Below are 18542 nucleotides of genomic sequence, written 5' to 3' on the forward strand. Positions count from 1 at the left end.
CTTTTAATCAGTGGGATCCTCTTTTTAGTCCCAAGCTTTATTTTATAGGGGCGGAAAATTGGCTCAGATTATTAGTGATTATACCGATACTCCCATTTTTATTTGCCTATCGTGTAAAAAAGAATATGTAACCATGAAATAAATGTCTAATTATTAGCCAAAGATGAATTGTAAATCTAATTTCAGAAGAACCAGACAAGACTAATAAACTGCTCAAAACCTTCTATGAAGCAAGATTGCTTCTGGTATAGCTTGTGTTTATTGCGATGTATGAGTGCATAAAAAGATACCTCCGATAAAGGTATCTTTAGGCAGTCTTTAACTTCTTCGCTAGATATGCAATGCCCATAGCGATTGGAGGTATAAATGCAACAAAATGCTTTAACCACGGAACAGTATAGAAAATAGGTACCATTAAAAATATTAATCCAAAGAACATGGTAAGAATAGACTTTTTATTGCAGCCGATAAGAGTCAATCCCAAGCCTATTACTACAAAAAGAATAAATACTACGATCCACAAGTTCATAACATCACCTCTTACTATATTGTAATCTAAATATTATAAAAATTCACTTCGAATGCAATTAAAGGACGAATTAATTGGAAGGATGGTTACTTGTGAACAAAACGATTTATAAGATGCTAGATTCCTTATTAAGAGAGTCTACTCAGTTTTGGAATGATTTTTATGGTAATCGGGAGAAAGGGATTCCTTTATTAATGAGACATTTTTACAAATTTGATTAAGCATTTTATTTCATTGAATAAATCATGTATAATAAAACTAAATAAATTAAAGTTGGTGATGTTAATGGAGCCTATAAGAATTGAACATGATGACATAAAAAAAGCAATTCAAACTGGTCATTCATACATCCAAGTTGGGAAGAAAAAATTTTTGTTGATGGAAGTAGAAGACGTTGGTAACGATGATTGCTATGAAGTTACTGATCCAGAAGAAGAAAAGCAATTAAGAGCGGCTTTGAATCAAGATAATCCAATACTATCAGATGAAGAAATCAATAGAATGTTAAAGAGCTAAACATGAAAATAGTTTGGAGAAGGTCAGCAATTACTTCATTATTAGCATTAGATCGTTGGAGAGGTAGTATAGAACTGCCACCAATTGCACCCTACTTAAAAGACACCATTCAAAAGTTTTTTGCAAAACAAGATTTATCAATATATATTCCTGGTCGTCATGTTCTCATTCAAAAAATGCCTGTAGACCTACGAATGGTTCTAGTTTCTGTTGGAAAATCAGATCCTTACAAAGTTTTTTACAGAATAACAACAAATGAAATTGAGATTTTTTTAATACGCCACCCTCATCAAAAGTCTTTAGCATGACACATACTTGAAAGCAATTGTTATAAGCTTTGTAAAGAAAAAGAGAAGTGAACGACCAACTTTTCCTATAGCCTCTACCGTCAGTGTGTTGTTGTCAATTAAATATTATATTCATTGAGAACCAGCCTTTTGCTTGCGACGGAATAGGTTGGTTTTCTCGTTTTCAAATGTTTAAATATTCCGTGAACCATTTCAGAGAAACAAGATTTTCCGGGGAGTCGTGTGACCTATAGTTTATATTACTTCAAAATCAAAAAACCATTGAAGAACATCAAAAGAAACACGAAGTTTAAAATTATCGCAGTAATACATTTGAGAAAAGGTTCTTTAAGTACAATAGCGCCTATACCAAGAAGTATTCCAATAAAGGAGACAATTGGAGTAGCACCGATCATTAGTAAGATTAAGATACCAAACAAATCAGCTAAGAAATGGAAAGTAGAAGCAATGTAGAAACACAGAATTCCTATAATATTTATAGCTACACAAATATAGGACAATTTATTTGCCGGCATGATAAAACCTCTTTGTGTCACATTCTATAACACTTCAATTATTATAAGTGATAATATAATTTATTAATTACTGTAATATTCTTGAAATTATCATTTTATATTTAGAATTATAAAACAATAAACAGGAGAAAGTCGATTGATTTTCCAATTAAATGAAATCGATCATAAGACGATGATAGTATTTTGCTTCAAACAAAGTAGCTTAATAGGAGGAATCATTATGGAATTGTTTTGGTTCGGATTGCTATGCTGGTTATTAGTCAGTGTCTAATGCCTATTACGCATAATTGGTTTTTGGAAGGTATCCTGGAAAGCCTTTATTCATTAGTGGGATACTTCTTTTAATCCCATCACTCTATTTTCTTGGAGCAGAAAATTGGTTGAAAATAGTGGTAGTACTGCCGTTAATTCCGTTTTTGTTTGCATATCGAATGAAAAAGAGGATTTAATGATTGTAAAATATTTGATTTAGTAATAGATAACGAGGTATGACTTTCTGTTGCATTGAGAAAAATGCCTAATAACATTAGATAAATATAATTAGGCTTGAATTATTATCTCGAGGAATTTATTAGATAGCATATCAAGTGACCCGCAAACTTTCTAAACATACTCTCGAAATCCCTTCCACATGACTTTCGTTTACTTTCATAATATGTATCATTATAATTCATCTTTTTTTATACCGTTTGGTTCATCCATATTCCGAAAGTGGGTTGACAGTAGGCTGGTAGCTTTTTGTGTGTTTAATGATGTATCAAAAGAATGATAAGGGTTTTCAAACTTGCTAATGTTAAAGGGAAAAAGATTGGTAGAATCAAATCCAATCTGCGAAAGTCTTTTTAAATAAAAAGAATAATAGCTTTCCTTCTGTTTTGGACCAACGTGTATAATTCCTGTGAAATCCATTTCTATCATTTCGATTATTGCTTTTGCCAAATCATCAATATGAACAAAGGATTTGAACGTGTCGGCAGCAGCATTCGCATATCCATTTGTGTTTATCTCATGAATGATGCGCTGTGTTCTGGTTTCAATCATGTGATTGGCATCTTCGCCATATAGGGGACCAGTACGAATAAGGACATGGTTTGCATGATTTGCAAGGATTAAGTCTTCCCCAAAGTGTTTGGCATTTACATATGTAGATAAAGGAGCTTCACTAGGAAGAAATCCTGGTTGATCTGTTTCAGCATAGTTACCTTTACCATCTACAAAAATGGCGTCTGTTGATAAATATATTAATTTAGTTTCTTTTGAAATGGCAGATAATAAATGGTTGAGACCAACTTCTATAAGATGATTTTCCTTTTCCCCATCCATTAAAGACCAGATAACTACATCTGGATCAATATGATTGACTAGTTGTGTTACCTGATGTTTGTTCCTTATATCTAGTTGTAAAATATTTGTACATGCATTATTGGAGCGAGAAGTGCTGCAAACGTAATAATTAGGATTTAAAGGACGAACCGAAAAATCCAGTGGAACCTAATATCATTATTTTCATAAAGAATACTCCTGTTTCGTATATTTAGAAAAATCTGTTAAAATGATTTTATCATAAAAAATTCATACTAGCATATAAAAGAGAAAGTTTGAGAGGATATGTAAAATGGCAAAAACAACAGGTTGCTTTACGATTGTACTGAATGAAAAAGGACAAATCTTATTGACAAAACGAAAGGATTTTCCGATTTGGGATTTGCCAGGAGGTAAATGGGAAAAGGGAGAGACCTTAGAAGACTGTGCCGTTCGTGAAACAGAAGAGGAAACTGGATACTTTATTCGAATTAAAAGGAAAATCGGGGAGTATTTTCAACCACAATTCGAAGATATGCAATATTTATTCTTGGGAGAATTGAAGGGGGGAATACCAATAGAAGAAGGACCCGAAACAGAAAAAGTCGAATGGTTTAGTCCAAATAATTTACCTTTCCATATGGTACCTAATAGAAGAAAACAAATTAAAAACTTTTTAAAGAATAAAAATCGAATAGTAAAACAATCAATAACAGTGTCTCCTATTCAAATATCCTTATTAAAAAGCTATTTGAAAGTATTTAGGCCATTATTAGAATAGGAAGCAAAGGGATGATACTAGAAAAGTGTTAGCTTTATGAGTTCAGTGGTTTTATTGTTCGTTCTAAGCTGAAATTTGTTCACATACATAAAAAGTAACAAACAGGAGGAGAAACATGAACATTGAATTAACAAGAATTAAAGTGAAAAAAGGGAAATCGGAAAGAGTGGATGAATGGTTAAGTTTCTTAAATGATAATAAGAAAGAGGTTCTTGTCACATTAGAAGGGGAAAAAATGTTTGTCGAGACTATATTTAGAGAAACGCTGAATGGGGAAGAATATCTCTATTGGTATTCGGTACAAGGCGAAGGGGGACAAGAAGTAGAACAATCGGAGCACTGGATTGATAAAAAGCATATTGAGTTTTGGAACGAATGCATAGACGCAACGTTTAAGCCGGTTGATTTAAAGACAGAAGTTGTTATGATACCTCAAAAGGTGAAAGATAGTATGAAGTAAAGGATCTCTTTTTGGAGGTCCTTTATTTCATACTCTGGAGAAAAAAGGTACTTTATGATTTTTTTATCGTATTTGTTATGGAAATAATCATTGCCGACTAGATTTTCATTCGTCTCGATTTGCTTTCTCAATATTGCAGCAAGGAAAACAATAGTATATTCTTGGATTAGGTTATATGGTTCATCAACTTAAACCATTAAACTGATTATTGGAGGTATTTTACTAAATGAATAAACAGGGCCAACTAAATATAATCAAAGAGGATTTTATAAATTGTCAAAAGGTACTATTGGCAATTGGAGATGAAACAAGGCAATCGATCTTGTTAGTGTTAATGGGGACTGATTGTCAAACAGGATTACGCGTCGGAGAAATCACGGAGCAAACACATCTTTCTCGCCCTGCTGTATCCCATCATCTTAAGGTTTTACGAGATGCTGGTGTTATTTTAATGCGTAAAGAAGGGACAAAAAACTTTTATTATATCAATGTACGTTCAGAATTAGGTTTATTACGAACGCTTGTGTCGGATATAGATACATTCATGGAGAACTTTTATTGAATTTAATATAGAGATTATTTGGAGGTATAGAAAATGAGAGCAATGGTTATTGATAGATACGGAAAAGTTCCAATGCGTCTGGCAGAAATGCCGACACCTGAAATTGGGGAATATGAGGTGCTAGCAGAGATTCATGCAGCTAGTATAAATCCTGTTGATTTTAAGATTCGTGATGGGAAAGTGAAATTATTAGTGAAATATAAAATGCCGCTTATCTTAGGAAATGATTTTTCTGGAGTAGTTGCAAAGGTCGGCGCAAAAGTGACTCGCTTTAAAGTTGGTGATGAAATATATGCACGTCCACGAAAAAGTAAAATCGGTACTTTTGCTGAATATATCGCCATTCATGAAGAGGATATCGCGTTAAAACCTAAAAATTTGAGCTTTGAAGAAGCAGCATCAATCCCGCTTGTTGGACTAACCACCTACCAAGCACTTGCAGACATTATGCAATTACAAAAAGGACAAAAAATATTAATTCAAGCAGGTGCTGGGGGTGTAGGTACTTTTGCTATTCAACTGGCAAAAATAATGGGAGCTTTTGTTGCAACGACCGCAAGTGAAGCTGGTGCGAATTTAGTGAAATCTCTTGGCGCAGATGAGATTATAAATTACAAGACAGAAAAATTTGAAGAGAAACTGAAAAACTATGATGCCGTATTTGATACACTTGGGGGCGAGACATTGGAAAAATCATTCGGGGTGTTAAAAAGCGGAGGGAAAATTGTTTCCGTTTCGGGATTACCGAATGCGCGCTTTGGGAGAGAATATGGTTCAGGATTTTTTAAAACAATGTTGTTTTCAGCAGTAAGTCATAAACTTACTGCCCTTGAAAAAAAGCATCATGTCCAATATTCGTTTTTGTTTATGAAGCCAAGTGGTGAGCAATTACGTACCATCGCAAACTATATCGAGGCTGGTAAGATCAAACCTATCATTGATAGAGTTTATCCTTTTGAAAATGCTCAAGAAGCGATGGAATACGCAGAGACAGGAAGAGCGAAAGGGAAAATAATAGTGAAAATTAGATAGTAGTCGCATAGGAATGATGTTCTTGTGATAGTAGAAAATGATGAAGTAAAGGACCTCTATTAGGAGGTCCTTTACTAATATAAACGTTACTGCTGTATGATCTGAATAAGGTTACCACAAGTATCATCAAATACAGCGATTGTGATATCACCCATTTTTGTCGGCTCCATTGTAAAATGAACGCCCTTATCCGATAATCGTTTGTATTCTTCCTGAACATCAGCAACCCCAAACATAGTAGCTGGGATACCCTGTTCAAATAATTTCTTTTGGTAATCGTTGGCGATTGGGTTCTCATTCGGTTCGAGAACAAGCTCGGTACCACCTTGATCTTCGGAAGAAACAACGGTAATCCATCGGAATTTTCCACTAGGTACGTCGTGCTTCTTTACAAAACCTAGTGTTTCAGAATAAAACTTTAGTGCTTTGTCTTGATCTACTACGAATAAACTGGTAACAATGATTTTCATCCTTTTTGGCTCCTTTGATATTTGAGTAGATTTGTACTGTGATAATAATCAAGCTGTAAGCAAATAACTTATACAGTTTCCAAAATTCTTATTCTTAACCTTTTGTCACCGAGATAGTTTCTAAAATTACTCTAACCATCCTTTCAACAAATCTTTAAGTGGTTCATTGTTAAAAAGGAGTACTCGATATTTTCCCTTTCGTTTTGATTGTACAAGTCCTGCATCTTCTAATAAGGAAAGATGTTTCGCTATTCCTTGTCGTGAAATGGTAAGATTATGCTTCATAATGAGACGAGCCGTGAGTTCATATAATGTCATCTCATTCCGTTCGGATAGTTCATCTAGTATCAGTCTCCGATTTGAATCGGCAAGTGCTTTAAATATAGCGTCTTGGTCCCACATATATTGATTATAAGCAACTATTTGGTTGCTTGTCAATAAAGGTAACTAAAAGGTTGCATTATTATACTGTATATTTTACTTAGCCAAACATCAATGATATATTAATAATCGCTTTTTTTGTTAAAACAATGTTAAATTTTTAGAATTTTGAACATAGCTTAACAATTTATTACATGGATGAATGAACTTAGACTGAATAGGAAAATACCTCAAATAAGGTAGGATTATTTATTAGATAATCCTACCTTAAAAAGGAAATTTACTAACTAGCGGAATTTTTATATCTTCCTAGCATATTTTTTACGAAATGAAGTCTTAAACCGATTCCTAAATAAACTAAAACCCCTGTTAAAATAGAGATGATAGAAGTAATTAAAGCGTGGGAATATATCCCTAAATTTTCTGTTAACCATAACTCTGTTAACCATTTTACACCCCAAACAGAAAGAGACATGATGAATACTAACAAGAAAACTTCCTGTAATTGCTTAAATAATGGCAAGAACTTATACTGTAGTGCCTTTTTAATAACGTAAATGTTAGAAAGAATAGAAATGAAAAACCCAAAATAGGTAGCTAGAATAGGGCCGAGTTCCTTTATATATGGGACTAGTACTAAGTTTAAGGCTATTTTTACAATGATCCCTATTAAGATTCCTATAATTAATTTCTTTTGTTCATTAATACCTTGTAAAATGGCTGCTGTTACGGTAAATAAGGCAAAGAATATGGCAGCAAGGGAATACCATTGTAAAATAACTCCTCCTAGTTCAGGATTTTTATTTAATCCAAAAACCATTGTATAAACTGGTTTTCCAAGAATGCATAAACCCATTGCAGCTGGAAGAGTAAAGAACATGATCGCTTGAATGGTTTGCGATATTTTATGTTGAACTTCTTCCATTTTCCCGCCAATAAAAGCAGAGGTAATCCCAGGAATTAAAGACATACTAAACGCTGTGGCTAACGACACAGGCACCAAAACAAGCACTTGAGCTAACCCGATTACGGCATTAATTAGCTCTGCATCTTTATTATTGTAGCCTATAGAATGAAATAAAGTGTTAATCGTATAAATATCAATGTTCTGATATATTGGAATCGCAAGACCGGTAATGACGAAGGGAATTGCATATCCAATCAATTCCTTGAACATAGAATTAATATTAATTTCCTTGTTATTTGGGCTACTATCTATTTCTTTTTTTATTAATTCTCTCCGCTTTAAGAAAACAATTAATAACACGATAAATCCTGCTATACCACCGATAAACGCAGCAATGGTTGCAATTCCTACAGCATTTCTAGTAGAACTGTTAAAAATATGAATTACGGTATATGCGCCAACTAAGATTACAACAATTCTGACTACCTGTTCGATTACGGTACTTAAAGCGGAAGGTCCCATCGATTTGCTTCCTTGAAAATATCCCCTGAAAATACTCATGGAAGGGATAATTAACAAAGCAAAGCTAACGAGCCTAATGACATACTCGGTATCTTCAACGGAATTTCCTCCTGAATCATCATTTCTTACCACTATTTCTGCTAAAATAGGAGCTGAAAAATATAATGCGATAAAGGAGATAAAACCAGTTAGAACCATTAAATACATTCCGTATTTTAAGAGAGTTAATCCGATTTTATAGTTGCCTAACTCATTATATTTTGAAACGAATTTAGAAACGGCAAGGGGAAGGCCTACTGTTGATAAGCTTAACAGGATTGTATACGGACCATAGGCATATCTATATAATGCATATCCTTGTTCACCAACAAGAGCCATAAAGGGAATAATATAAATGAATCCCAAAACCTTGGAGATAAGATGTAAACGAGCATAATATTCCAGATACTCTTTTCCACTTTAATCCGGGAGAAAATCTGAAATAATGTGCTATTTTTTTCACTATATTTCGGAATGTGCAAAATCTTTTTCAACTAATTTCAGCTTAAATTTGGTAAAAGAAAACCCCTAAAAAGGGGCATGAACTGGCATATAATCCTGTCTTTTTATCCGGATTTTATACACCTCGTGAGTGTGGAGAACGAACCTTACTTCACTTTCAAGAGTTATGAACCAATCAAAGTCCTTTTCCAAGGTTGCCTTTAAATATCTGGTTTGGATTCTCAGTTCAAATGACTGGCCTTGCTCTACCCAAAAGGACTGTTGTCCTAACCACGCTCTCCATTCTTGCTGATAATGGTCAAATACTAATATCCCACGCTTCATGACAAGCCATTATCCTCTATAGCTAACCTAACAATTTCCTCATCAATCTGTTCCTTATTAAGCTGAGATCCAAATAATAAACTATTAATCGTTAATGTATTAATAACACGCGGCCAACCCTGAGAACGTAAAGCAATAGCTTCTATAGCGGTTTCTGTAAAGATAGGCATTTTCGATCCTGCTAGCTTCATATGATGATGTATATAATTGGATACTTCCTCTTTCGATAATGGTTGAATCTCATATTTCATAATCATTCTCTGTGATAGTGGCCGATGATGATTTAACGCTAAGCGAGTCTTTAAGTGCGGTAGGCCAGCTAAAACCAGGATAAACGGATTAGTTGAGTCCATTTGAAAGTTAAATAATAGTGCGATATCCTGCAAAAAGGCATCTTTGGCCATATGCATTTCATCTAAAATGAAAACGGGTGTGATCTTCCGTTCCCCAGCCATTCGCTCGATTCCATGTTGAATTTGCCTAAAAAGATCAACTTTACGGAACTTCGGTTCCTCCCCTAAGCCGTATACTAACCCCCGGTAAAAATCCATGACACCACCAGTTGAAAGGGGAAAATAGATTAGATGATATAAAGAAGGGTTTAATGACTCCTTGAAGGACCGCAAGGTAAAGGTTTTGCCTGCGCCTGGATCCCCAATAAGGAGACCCATTCCCTTTGATTTTTGTAAATAATTTAATGCATTTAAAGCCCCTTGATAATCAGTGGAGGGAAACGCATCCGCTGGCCGTATATCCTTCGAAAATGGTGCTTGAGCTAAAGAGTAAAAAGATTTATACATGATCTTGTTCCCCTTTCAATTCAGCTGTTTGAGATAATGAAAATGGAGAGCGAGCCCGTTTTACATGCGCATTATCCTTCATGGATACCGGAACTGCTTCAGCCACTTTCTTATCATTCTCAAAGATATAGACACCTTTTTCGTCTAGCCTCACATCGATGGAATAACCGATAAAACGTGAAGGTACCTCGTAGAGTTGCTTATTTAAGGTTATCGTACTATCAGCCTTTACCTTCCGTTGCTCTCTTTTCAAAAAGATTGTTTCAAGAATAGACAAATCCTCCAAAAATGTTATATCCTTTAGTTGAGAGTGGAACACCTCATGAGGCGTTTTACCCTCTAAAGAGGCATGAACTCTTCGATGATAATTTTCCTCAAGCCATCGCCAAAACCTCTCATTCAGCTCTTCTAATGACTTGGCTGGCTCCGCTTGTAATAATGGATAAAACCGTGTTTGAATCGTTTTAAATAGCCTTTCTATTTTCCCTTTCGCACGGGGATCATACGGCTGCGTATGAGCTAAGGTAATCCCAAGCTGAGCACAAGCATATTGAAGCGTTTCAGATCTATAAATCTTGCCATTATCCGCATAAATGATGGTCGGCTTTCCCCTTCGAATTAAAGCTTCTTTCGTGACTTCTCTTAATCCATCAAACTTCTCTGACGAAAAGAATTGCGCGTACGGCACAAGGCGAGAACAATCGTCAATGTAGGCAATTAAAAAGGTCTTTGTCTTTTTTCCATTGATGGGCACAAATGGCCCATGAGATAAATCGGCCTGCCACAATACGTTCACCTTGTCGTGAGCGAAACGTTTTCTTTCTGGAGTCGCTAAAATTTGCTTTCCTACAAGGTTGTGTTTTTTTAATAATCGAATTATAGTAGAGTAAGATATTTGATTTTTTTGTATCTCTCCACGCTCGATTAGTTGTTCGTAGAAAACACTAACCGGCATATGGGGAGATTTTTTTCGTATTTCAAGAACAAGATCTTGGTCATCAGGGGACAGCCGTCGAGAATTCCCTCTATCCATGCGCTTTTTCGGCTTTAGTGCCTCAAACCCATTTCTTCGATAATGAAGCAGCCACTCTTTCATTGTTTTCTCTGCAATTTTCCTTTCTCCATAATGAGGGACAGAATGAACCTTACCCTCTAATCCTTTTAAATATTCTTTCGGGTCAACTTGTCCATTCAAGAGGGGGGCTATTAAGCCATACCGAAATAAGGCCACTTTTTCACGCTCTTTTTCATTCATGGAATCTTCCTCCTTTTTCATAGAAGGATGACCGGTCATCCATGGTTATTATTCTACTTTTTTCGATATTTTCTGACTATGAAAAAGGTATGTGGGACAAAGAACATTTTTAAATTCACCCAAATATGATAGAATTAATTTGCCATAAAGTATTTTGATAAGTGACCCCGTGACCTTCGTAAGAAGGGTGATTCGCCAAAATCAAGGATCATTTTCATATATTTTGTGGCTTCTCTATTTATATCCTCTGACATGCCACTTTTCTTCCCCAAGCTGATAAAGAAGCTGTGAATCCAATTAATACATTTTAAGTAACGATTAAGATGGAACCTCAATAATTGTCGGCTGCCTTTCGCTTTTTTCCTTTGAAGAATTTTCATCACTCTTTCTATAATTGTATGAATAGTATGTTGAAAATAAGGGATAAGAAAGTCTGGAAGGATAGAGATATTCACTCCACACTGTAAACATCTTAGGCGACAAATTGGGATACGTACGGTTGTCTCATCAGTTATTCCATATCGCCAGTAATAGCCGTTACGATGAAGATTCCCATGGGCATGACATTTGCAGTTTGGACATACATCAAACAAAGGAAATTCATTCTTTTTTCCTCTTTTTTCATACTCCACTAAGCTGATACCAAAATCATGAAATTTGATCATAAAAAAACTCCCCCTTCTAATATGCAAAAAATTTAGCACATTATTCTAGAGAAGTATATAAACAATTCCGGAGGAATTTGAAAATTCCAACGGTATTTGAGAGGATATAAAGTGACTGTTTACAATAAGACTTGCAGCTGTTAAAAAGAAAGTTCCTCTAATAAATTTGTTTTCCACAGAAACACCTCAATTAATGATCACGAACATATGCTATTCTTTTCACTGTTACACACAAGTAATTGTTATATAAAATTATAGAAAAATAGTAAAATGAATATAACAAACTCTTATTGCTATAACTAGCATTATAATCCAGGTGTTGGTAAAAAGGAACTAGACATCTGTAAATCTATTATGATAGGTGGTTAATTTTTGTTCACATCATAAGAAATCGTGGGAATTGTTACAGGACTAGAAAAGATGATAGCTTATTCTATGAGTTAAAAAGTTTCTAGGCTTTTGTTAATAAGTCAACAACCCATGACTGAAGTCACGAGGGTTCTCGGCTAAAGCCTAAATCATTTCATCCTTTTTGATTATAATAGAGGAATTATTGATTTGAGTATAGAAATGAAAGTGTTAGATATAGGAAGTAATGGAGCAGTAGAGTTGAAGCTAGATAGTGGTGATAGGGGGGAATTAAATGAAATATTTTTTTAAGTTAAATGTTGTTAGTACAATATACGCACTTATGGTGTTTGTTCCTCTTGAACTTATATTCAATGTATATAGGATTACCAGAATAACAAATTGGAATATTAGCACGGTAATTATTGTGACCTGTGTAACGCTTATTATTGTAATTATTGGTGTTACAATAATACTCCATTTCTTAACAAAAAAGTGGTTGGATGGACGAAAGGCAAAATTTTGGACAGTTATTCTTTGGGTCCCGTATTTTGTACTGTTTATTTATGTATTCGCATCACTATTTCCAATGACTGATGGAGGAGACTCCCCGAATCCTGTTACTGGTCTTTTGGCGCTAGTAGTTTTGATAGCGTATCCATTTTATATACTCATCCTTAATTTTGTATCTATGACAGGTGAAGACAATAGAATGTAGAGCGGTCTAAAGTAAAATATTGTGGCCAGTTTTACGGGGGAAGTTAGTGGGAGAAGGAATAACTAGAAATTCCTATATATATTATATTGGTGATAAAATACTTTAGAATTGGAGGATGAAAAATGACACATGAATCAAATATTAACGATTATGATAAACGAGTTGAGTCAATTGATGAAAAAATATGTGAATTAATAAGTCAAAGAAAATTAATCTCAAGTGATCCTGGTGACCCAACTTCGCAGCATATTGCTACATGGTCTAAAAAATATAATTTGAATGAAGACTTTTTAAATGATGTTTTTAGCCATTTACCAAGGGAGGATAGGTATAAACCAATAGAAGAACCAAAAGGATTCCTTAAAAATATACCAGTTTTAAAGTCATTTGAAGATAATAATGTATTCTATTCAGTTACATTCATTCGTCAATATGAGAATGCCAGTTTAGTTCACCTGAATATTGATAAGGACATCTCAGAAGAGAAGCCTAGTGATATGCAGCAATTTACATTTATAGAACTTTCAATCGAGGAAAGCAGAATGGAATATGACTGTCGAAACAATCAAGGTGGAGGTTCTGGTGGACATATATCATTCAATTACATTGTGACGCCTCCCTTACCTGAAGATACGGCAAGCATTAAATTAAAGTTTAAGGAATATAATGAGCCTTTCAATAGAAAGCCAACTGGTCTTGAATTTGTTTTTACTTTGGACAAATAGTATCTAGCAGCTAATGGTAGGATATTCATTTTTGAGATGAAAAGGCGAGTACTCTTTAATAGAAGGAATGCTTAATTCAAGTGATATCTCTTTTTATTGTGTTGTCATAGAAAAGTGCGCAGGCGAATTTATTGTGAAGTTACTGATTTAGAGCATGTTATATCAATTATATCTCTAGACTTTATGACCTTGAGACCTACGAATGATTCTGTTTTTTATTGGAAAATTAGATCCTTACAAAGTTCTTTCAGAATATCAATAAATGAAATTATTTGCCGCTAAAAAAGAAGATTTTCATATTCGATTTTTATATAAATGGACCATATTTTTGGAAGTTTCCCCTCAAATAATGAGAGGAAAGATTTCCAATTAATTTATCCAGATTATGAAAGCTTGACGGTTCAGACAATGTGCAAAAGTGAATTGATTCTCGTTCTTACATCATGAACTTCTAGAAATTTTGGATTAATCGTAAATTACATTTTTACCTTGTTCACTTAACTCTTTTAAAGATGTAAGCATATGATTAATTTCTTCGTCAGAATGTCTTTCCCATGAGCCTAATTCAGCTATTATTTTCAAAGGAGATTTAGATCGATAAGAACGTGTTGGGTTTCCTGGAAATCTCTTGTCCGTCACGTTCGGATCATTTTCAAAATCTCCTAATGGTTCAACAATATATATTCGTTCTTTTGAATGAGACCTTGCTAATTCAGCACCCCATTTCGCAGCATTTAATGTTGCAGTAAAATATATATAGTTCGATTTTTTATCTTGGTAATTGGATAAGTGTTGTGGTTCTAATAAATCCCCAATTTTCAGTTCTGCTTTTGTACCATGAAAAAAAGGACCGTTATCTAGGACATTTGTTTTGTTATTCATACGGATACACTCCTTATATTTTAAATTTGGCTATAACAAACAGTATAGTATGGAATTAGAAAAAGAGTAGTCTATAAATAACCTATGTGTAATGGTATAATATAACTAGAGAGAAATGATAACGAACGAAAATCACCTTTTTTTACGTTTAATTAGCAATCACCTTTTTGTGAAAAATTATATATAAATTAAGACGTGCTTTCCTAAAATAAAGGGAAGCTTTTTTTGTGATAGAGGGGAAGGCTAATTGAATAAATAATTACGAGTGGCGTTCTAATTAATATTAATTAGGGCGTTATTTATTTAACAAAAATATCTGTTATTTAATTTTTAAAAAAAGTTTGAAATTTTCCTTTGTGAATAATATAATGATAAAAACTTAATAAAGAAAGGAAGATTAGGTTGGATTCTTTCGATTATAAAATAATCAAGGCGATAATGACTAACGGAAGGGTTACTTGGGCTGAATTAGCTTCTCAAATTGGATTATCTGCTCCAGCAATCGCAGATCGTGTTAATCGTTTGTTTAACAATAATGTAATTAAAGAGCTTGGGGCAATGGTAAATGGTGAAAGCGTAGGAACAGAGTGCACTGCATTTGTAACAGTTTCATTAGAAAGACCAAGATACAGGAAAGATTTTCTACAACTTGTCACAGATTTAGAAGAAGTGCAAGAATGTCATCATATTGCAGGGGAAGACGATTATTTATTGAAAATTCGTTGCCGAAATACAAAGGATTTAGATAGAGTAATAAGTTATGAAATTAAAAGTCTTGCTGGCGTACTGAGAACAAGAACTACGATTGTAATGGATACAACGAAAGAAACTTTTCAAATCCCACTGCAAAAAGATAAATTTAATAAAACAGGTGAAAATTAAATGTTCGGGGAAATGTTAATAAAGGGACTTATTATTGGGTTCAGTATTGCTGCTCCAGTTGGACCAATTGGAATTTTATGTATTCGTCGAACAATTGAGCATGGTAGGTTCGTTGGATTTGTCTCTGGTTTAGGAGCTGCAACAGCAGATGGTTTATATGGGCTAATTGCTGGTCTCGGTTTGACACTTATTACAAATTTTTTAATTGGACAGCAGCTGTGGCTTCATTTTATTGGTAGTAGTTTCTTATGTTACTTAGGCATAAAAATATTCTTTTCAAGACCTTCTAATGAATCAGCTGAAGCAAAGGGTAATAAACCTTTCACAGCTTACATATCTACCTTTTTATTAACAATAACTAACCCAGTAACAATTTTGTCATTCATTGCCATTTTTTCAGGTCTTGGAATGACAAATAATAATACAATAGCACTCGGCTTTATTTTAGTGTTAGGAGTATTTTTAGGTTCAGCGTTATGGTGGCTATTGCTAAGTAGCATAGCAGGAATAGTTGCAAACCGAATGAAAATTTTTTCATTAATTTTTGTTAATCGTATTTCGGGATTAATATTATTATTGTTTGGGTTATATGGTTTGATTGCTGGAATTGGTTAACGAGTAAGTACTGTTCAATGAGATGTGCTTCTATTAAGTGAAACACGTTTTTTTCCTTATTCACAAGAAAGATTGTACGAACGGGTGCCTTTGCACAACAACCTTATATTTTTAACGGCAAGGAAAAGTCAGCGAACTTCCGCTATTTTTTCATTTTTACCTTTTCTTAACAGCATTATTATTTCATCAATAATAAAGAACATAATAGAAATGCTTAAGGAGTAAATAGTGAAAATCCACAGGAAAAAGAAAGGAAGAAATCCAAAGAAAACATATAAAAAAAGGCAAATGACCGTCTTCCTTCAGGTAGTTTCCTCGTTATTTTTTCTATAAGGATGGAAATTGGAAAGCCATATAGAAATAATCCTAAGCTAAAATAAAAAGAATAAGCTAAAAGATCCTCTGAAAAATCCCCTTTTCTATTTACTGCGTCGGAAAAAAATGAGTCTAGTGGAAGAAATAAAGTAAATACCAAAACAGATAAGACAAAAGTAAGGATAGCTGCAACCATTTTCCTTTTAAGCATATTATCGCCCTCCAATTCTAATATCTATTTTTACAAATTAATCGAAATAATATAGAAAAATTTGGTATAATTTGAATGCAGAGTAAGCTAAAATTTAAAAAATCTATCTAGTTAGGGGGATTGAAAACAAACCATGATTAAAGCGATTATATTTGATTTAGATGGAACGCTATTAAACAGAGATGCATCGGTAAAAGTGTTTGTTGACAGGCAACACGAAAGGCTAAATAAAAAGCTTGACCATATTCCAAAAGACACATATATGACAAGATTTATAGAATTGGATAAGCGCGGTTATGTTTGGAAAGATAAAGTGTACCAACAATTAGTAGATGAATTTGATATAAAGCAAATAACGTGGGAAGAGCTTTTACAAGATTATATTAGTCAATTTAAAGATAGTTGTGTTCCATTTCCTAACCTTATTAAGATGTTGGAAGAATTAAAGAGTAATAATTTATCATTAGGAATGATTACAAATGGATATGGGCAGTTTCAAATGGACAATATCAAGTCTTTGGGCATAGAAAAATATTTTGATGTCATTTTAGTATCTGAATGGGAGGGAATAAAAAAGCCGGATCCAACGATATTTAACAAGGCATTAGAAATACTGAATGTTCCGCCAAATGAAGCTATATTTGTAGGAGATCATCCAGAGAATGATGTACTGGCTGCTAAAAAAGTGGGGATGAAAGGCATTTGGAAGAAAGATGTTCAATGGAATAATGTCGAGGCAGATTATATTGTGGACGATTTAGGTGAATTGCCTTTCAAATTAAGAAGAAAATAGTGGCAAGACAAATGGAATTCTATTTAATGACGAGAAAATTCGTATAGATGGAAAGATTTTTTGAAGGAAGGATTTGAAAAAGGAGTGGAATAAAGGGATGAATCAAAACAAAGAAGAGAAATTACAAAAGCAAAAAATGGTTCAAGAACTCTATAGAGAAAGAGTGCAACAGAACAGAGAAGATAAAAATGATAACCGAATTGGTAAAGCATTTGTAAACCTTTGCATTGTTATATTTTTTGTTTTTACAGTAATGGGGATCTTATTTGACTGGGGAGTTCATGTGCCGCGGATTTTTGGGATTTAGAGATAAAAAGAAAGCAAACTTAAGGAATGCTTTCCCATGAAATTAATCAACACACATCCTTAATCCAGTAACTACATTTTTATAATTGATCATACACTCTTTTATAGATAAAACAGCAAAATAGGAAAAAGGGGGTAAATCTTCGACTATAGAATCATCATAAATAAAGGTAATATTCAACGGCTTTTTTGGGATGATTTTTTCTTCCAATAGTATATTTGCTACATCGTGATAGATGTTTTCTATTCGGCCGTCCATAGCCCTTTCAATGGAAAATCCTCCCGCAAGACTTGTCCACCAGGTGAAAAAGGAAGCATATATTTGATCAAATGCCGTTAAATTATCGTCATTTACAACGAACAACTCTTGATAAAAGAAGTGTTTTTCATTATAGAAAATATCCTGGTCAATTTCTCTACTTTCGGAAATACTTTTTGTTACTGTAGTCCATAAGTCTCGATATCGTAATAAAAAATCATTTCGAAACTGGCAAGTTATTGGAAGATAGGGAAATTTCCAATCATCCTTATTTTCATTCTGGTTAAGAAAGATATTTTGAACATAAACCAAAAAGTTTAATGAATAAGATGCTTCAGCTATTAATTGAAATGAGTTCTCCATCGTGTTCCCCCTAATTCCACAAACGTATTTTTGTATATTCATCTTTTTTGAAGTAAAACGGAATCAACTATCCAAAAAAGGAATGCGCACATAATAAATAGGAAATAAAATTCTGAAGAATATTTTAGCATGTAGAGGAATGTTTATAAATAGCTTTCAATTAGACAATCGGAAAATTAATGTTGGCGGATACCCACTAATGGTTAATCTGCAATGGCTAGATTTTAGCATTGTAAAAAATTCCTATTATAGAATTTTAAAAAAATCGAAACATTTTATTAAGATGAGTCGTCTA

Annotated in this window: 24 protein-coding genes and 1 pseudogene; 13 read left to right on the forward strand and 12 right to left on the reverse strand. The window is 33.8% G+C overall.

Annotated elements, in window-relative coordinates; all coding sequences use genetic code 11:
- Positions 1-307: 307 nt before the first annotated feature.
- Positions 308-529 (reverse strand): hypothetical protein, encoded by a 222-nt coding sequence (locus tag AB3U99_RS11230; protein WP_400247639.1) that lies wholly within the window; start codon positions 527-529, stop codon positions 308-310.
- Between the two features lie 113 nt (positions 530-642).
- Here AB3U99_RS11230 and AB3U99_RS11235 point away from each other — a divergent pair.
- From AB3U99_RS11235 to AB3U99_RS11250, 4 genes and pseudogenes are all read left to right on the forward strand, one after another.
- Positions 643-717: pseudogene (locus AB3U99_RS11235) on the forward strand (SAM-dependent methyltransferase); the annotation flags it as partial.
- 97 nt (positions 718-814) lie between these two features.
- Positions 815-1045, forward strand: coding sequence for a hypothetical protein (locus tag AB3U99_RS11240; protein WP_400247640.1), 231 nt, complete (start codon positions 815-817; stop codon positions 1043-1045).
- Positions 1046-1047: 2 nt separating this feature from the next.
- Positions 1048-1353 carry a hypothetical protein gene (locus AB3U99_RS11245; protein WP_400247642.1) on the forward strand — a complete coding sequence of 102 codons (306 nt, stop codon included), beginning with the start codon at positions 1048-1050 and terminating at the stop codon, positions 1351-1353.
- Positions 1354-2004: 651 nt separating this feature from the next.
- Positions 2005-2139 (forward strand): hypothetical protein, encoded by a 135-nt coding sequence (locus tag AB3U99_RS11250; protein WP_400247644.1) that lies wholly within the window; start codon positions 2005-2007, stop codon positions 2137-2139.
- Between the two features lie 392 nt (positions 2140-2531).
- Here AB3U99_RS11250 and AB3U99_RS11255 read toward each other — a convergent pair whose 3' ends face one another.
- Positions 2532-3353 carry a sugar nucleotide-binding protein gene (locus AB3U99_RS11255; protein WP_400248036.1) on the reverse strand — a complete coding sequence of 274 codons (822 nt, stop codon included), beginning with the start codon at positions 3351-3353 and terminating at the stop codon, positions 2532-2534.
- Positions 3354-3483: 130 nt separating this feature from the next.
- Here AB3U99_RS11255 and AB3U99_RS11260 point away from each other — a divergent pair, with 130 nt between their 5' ends.
- From AB3U99_RS11260 to AB3U99_RS11275, 4 genes are all read left to right on the forward strand, one after another.
- Positions 3484-3951, forward strand: a complete 468-nt coding sequence (locus tag AB3U99_RS11260; RefSeq protein WP_400247645.1) for an NUDIX hydrolase — start codon at positions 3484-3486, stop codon at positions 3949-3951.
- Positions 3952-4066: 115 nt separating this feature from the next.
- Entirely contained in the window at positions 4067-4411 is a 345-nt protein-coding gene (locus AB3U99_RS11265) for a DUF6176 family protein (RefSeq protein WP_400247648.1), read from the forward strand.
- Between the two features lie 226 nt (positions 4412-4637).
- Positions 4638-4973: an ArsR/SmtB family transcription factor gene (locus AB3U99_RS11270; protein WP_341192988.1), complete on the forward strand. Its 336-nt coding sequence runs from the start codon at positions 4638-4640 to the stop codon at positions 4971-4973.
- Positions 4974-5006: 33 nt separating this feature from the next.
- The gene (locus tag AB3U99_RS11275) at positions 5007-6005 is read left to right on the forward strand and encodes an NADP-dependent oxidoreductase (RefSeq protein ID WP_400247651.1); all 999 of its coding nucleotides are present in this window, start codon (positions 5007-5009) and stop codon (positions 6003-6005) included.
- A gap of 86 nt (positions 6006-6091) precedes the next feature.
- On the opposite strand, the gene AB3U99_RS11280 is transcribed toward AB3U99_RS11275, so the two are convergent.
- From AB3U99_RS11280 to AB3U99_RS11310, 7 genes are all read right to left on the reverse strand, one after another.
- A complete protein-coding gene (locus AB3U99_RS11280) occupies positions 6092-6475 on the reverse strand; it encodes a VOC family protein (protein WP_400247654.1) in 384 nt (127 codons plus the stop codon).
- Between the two features lie 126 nt (positions 6476-6601).
- Positions 6602-6877 (reverse strand): ArsR/SmtB family transcription factor, encoded by a 276-nt coding sequence (locus AB3U99_RS11285; RefSeq protein ID WP_400248037.1) that lies wholly within the window; start codon positions 6875-6877, stop codon positions 6602-6604.
- A gap of 262 nt (positions 6878-7139) precedes the next feature.
- On the reverse strand, positions 7140-8729 hold the full coding sequence (locus AB3U99_RS11290) for a polysaccharide biosynthesis C-terminal domain-containing protein (protein ID WP_400248039.1): 1590 nt from the start codon (positions 8727-8729) through the stop codon (positions 7140-7142).
- 123 nt (positions 8730-8852) lie between these two features.
- Complete coding sequence (locus tag AB3U99_RS11295; protein WP_400242245.1) at positions 8853-9110, reverse strand: DUF5348 domain-containing protein; 258 nt, start codon at positions 9108-9110, stop codon at positions 8853-8855.
- On the reverse strand, positions 9107-9910 hold the full coding sequence (locus AB3U99_RS11300) for an ExeA family protein (protein WP_400243044.1): 804 nt from the start codon (positions 9908-9910) through the stop codon (positions 9107-9109). Before AB3U99_RS11300 ends, AB3U99_RS11295 begins: the two co-directional genes overlap by 4 nt.
- Positions 9903-11165, reverse strand: coding sequence for a DDE-type integrase/transposase/recombinase (locus AB3U99_RS11305; RefSeq protein ID WP_400242241.1), 1263 nt, complete (start codon positions 11163-11165; stop codon positions 9903-9905). The genes AB3U99_RS11300 and AB3U99_RS11305 overlap by 8 nt, the downstream gene beginning before the upstream one ends.
- A 134-nt stretch (positions 11166-11299) precedes the next feature.
- The gene (locus AB3U99_RS11310) at positions 11300-11830 is read right to left on the reverse strand and encodes a DUF6431 domain-containing protein (protein WP_400242239.1); all 531 of its coding nucleotides are present in this window, start codon (positions 11828-11830) and stop codon (positions 11300-11302) included.
- A gap of 1188 nt (positions 11831-13018) precedes the next feature.
- Here AB3U99_RS11310 and AB3U99_RS11315 point away from each other — a divergent pair.
- The gene (locus AB3U99_RS11315; RefSeq protein WP_400247656.1) at positions 13019-13621 is read left to right on the forward strand and encodes a hypothetical protein; all 603 of its coding nucleotides are present in this window, start codon (positions 13019-13021) and stop codon (positions 13619-13621) included.
- A gap of 465 nt (positions 13622-14086) precedes the next feature.
- On the opposite strand, the gene arr is transcribed toward AB3U99_RS11315, so the two are convergent.
- A complete protein-coding gene (arr, locus tag AB3U99_RS11320; RefSeq protein WP_400247657.1) occupies positions 14087-14503 on the reverse strand; it encodes an NAD(+)--rifampin ADP-ribosyltransferase in 417 nt (138 codons plus the stop codon).
- Between the two features lie 402 nt (positions 14504-14905).
- Here arr and AB3U99_RS11325 point away from each other — a divergent pair, with 402 nt between their 5' ends.
- Both AB3U99_RS11325 and AB3U99_RS11330 read left to right on the forward strand, forming a co-directional pair.
- Complete coding sequence (locus AB3U99_RS11325; RefSeq protein ID WP_400247659.1) at positions 14906-15385, forward strand: Lrp/AsnC family transcriptional regulator; 480 nt, start codon at positions 14906-14908, stop codon at positions 15383-15385.
- The gene (locus AB3U99_RS11330) at positions 15386-16000 is read left to right on the forward strand and encodes a LysE family translocator (protein ID WP_400247661.1); all 615 of its coding nucleotides are present in this window, start codon (positions 15386-15388) and stop codon (positions 15998-16000) included. It abuts the gene before it with no gap.
- Between the two features lie 214 nt (positions 16001-16214).
- Here AB3U99_RS11330 and AB3U99_RS11335 read toward each other — a convergent pair whose 3' ends face one another.
- Positions 16215-16526, reverse strand: coding sequence for a hypothetical protein (locus AB3U99_RS11335; protein ID WP_400247663.1), 312 nt, complete (start codon positions 16524-16526; stop codon positions 16215-16217).
- Between the two features lie 133 nt (positions 16527-16659).
- Between AB3U99_RS11335 and AB3U99_RS11340 the strand changes: the two genes are divergently transcribed.
- Both AB3U99_RS11340 and AB3U99_RS11345 read left to right on the forward strand, forming a co-directional pair.
- A complete protein-coding gene (locus AB3U99_RS11340; RefSeq protein WP_400247664.1) occupies positions 16660-17319 on the forward strand; it encodes an HAD family hydrolase in 660 nt (219 codons plus the stop codon).
- A gap of 73 nt (positions 17320-17392) precedes the next feature.
- Positions 17393-17626 (forward strand): hypothetical protein, encoded by a 234-nt coding sequence (locus tag AB3U99_RS11345; protein ID WP_400247666.1) that lies wholly within the window; start codon positions 17393-17395, stop codon positions 17624-17626.
- Positions 17627-17668: 42 nt separating this feature from the next.
- On the opposite strand, the gene AB3U99_RS11350 is transcribed toward AB3U99_RS11345, so the two are convergent.
- The gene (locus tag AB3U99_RS11350) at positions 17669-18247 is read right to left on the reverse strand and encodes a hypothetical protein (RefSeq protein WP_400247668.1); all 579 of its coding nucleotides are present in this window, start codon (positions 18245-18247) and stop codon (positions 17669-17671) included.
- Positions 18248-18542: the final 295 nt, after the last annotated feature.

This window comes from Niallia tiangongensis (genome assembly GCF_044704065.1).
GTDB lineage: Bacteria > Bacillota > Bacilli > Bacillales > Cytobacillaceae > Niallia > Niallia tiangongensis.

What these genes read in the sequence shown, in the direction of transcription:
- AB3U99_RS11305 (WP_400242241.1), bottom strand. Translation starts at nt 11,165, where the DNA reads ATGAATGAAAAAGAGCGTGAAAAAGTGGCCTTATTTCGGTATGGCTTA.
- AB3U99_RS11240 (WP_400247640.1), top strand. Translation starts at nt 815, where the DNA reads ATGGAGCCTATAAGAATTGAACATGATGACATAAAAAAAGCAATTCAA.
- AB3U99_RS11330 (WP_400247661.1), top strand. Translation starts at nt 15,386, where the DNA reads ATGTTCGGGGAAATGTTAATAAAGGGACTTATTATTGGGTTCAGTATT.
- AB3U99_RS11265 (WP_400247648.1), top strand. Translation starts at nt 4,067, where the DNA reads ATGAACATTGAATTAACAAGAATTAAAGTGAAAAAAGGGAAATCGGAA.
- AB3U99_RS11350 (WP_400247668.1), bottom strand. Translation starts at nt 18,247, where the DNA reads ATGGAGAACTCATTTCAATTAATAGCTGAAGCATCTTATTCATTAAAC.
- AB3U99_RS11340 (WP_400247664.1), top strand. Translation starts at nt 16,660, where the DNA reads ATGATTAAAGCGATTATATTTGATTTAGATGGAACGCTATTAAACAGA.
- AB3U99_RS11270 (WP_341192988.1), top strand. Translation starts at nt 4,638, where the DNA reads ATGAATAAACAGGGCCAACTAAATATAATCAAAGAGGATTTTATAAAT.
- AB3U99_RS11280 (WP_400247654.1), bottom strand. Translation starts at nt 6,475, where the DNA reads ATGAAAATCATTGTTACCAGTTTATTCGTAGTAGATCAAGACAAAGCA.
- arr (WP_400247657.1), bottom strand. Translation starts at nt 14,503, where the DNA reads ATGAATAACAAAACAAATGTCCTAGATAACGGTCCTTTTTTTCATGGT.
- AB3U99_RS11275 (WP_400247651.1), top strand. Translation starts at nt 5,007, where the DNA reads ATGAGAGCAATGGTTATTGATAGATACGGAAAAGTTCCAATGCGTCTG.
- AB3U99_RS11335 (WP_400247663.1), bottom strand. Translation starts at nt 16,526, where the DNA reads ATGCTTAAAAGGAAAATGGTTGCAGCTATCCTTACTTTTGTCTTATCT.
- AB3U99_RS11230 (WP_400247639.1), bottom strand. Translation starts at nt 529, where the DNA reads ATGAACTTGTGGATCGTAGTATTTATTCTTTTTGTAGTAATAGGCTTG.
- AB3U99_RS11285 (WP_400248037.1), bottom strand. Translation starts at nt 6,877, where the DNA reads ATGTGGGACCAAGACGCTATATTTAAAGCACTTGCCGATTCAAATCGG.
- AB3U99_RS11245 (WP_400247642.1), top strand. Translation starts at nt 1,048, where the DNA reads ATGAAAATAGTTTGGAGAAGGTCAGCAATTACTTCATTATTAGCATTA.
- AB3U99_RS11295 (WP_400242245.1), bottom strand. Translation starts at nt 9,110, where the DNA reads ATGAAGCGTGGGATATTAGTATTTGACCATTATCAGCAAGAATGGAGA.
- AB3U99_RS11300 (WP_400243044.1), bottom strand. Translation starts at nt 9,910, where the DNA reads ATGTATAAATCTTTTTACTCTTTAGCTCAAGCACCATTTTCGAAGGAT.
- AB3U99_RS11315 (WP_400247656.1), top strand. Translation starts at nt 13,019, where the DNA reads ATGACACATGAATCAAATATTAACGATTATGATAAACGAGTTGAGTCA.
- AB3U99_RS11310 (WP_400242239.1), bottom strand. Translation starts at nt 11,830, where the DNA reads ATGATCAAATTTCATGATTTTGGTATCAGCTTAGTGGAGTATGAAAAA.
- AB3U99_RS11260 (WP_400247645.1), top strand. Translation starts at nt 3,484, where the DNA reads ATGGCAAAAACAACAGGTTGCTTTACGATTGTACTGAATGAAAAAGGA.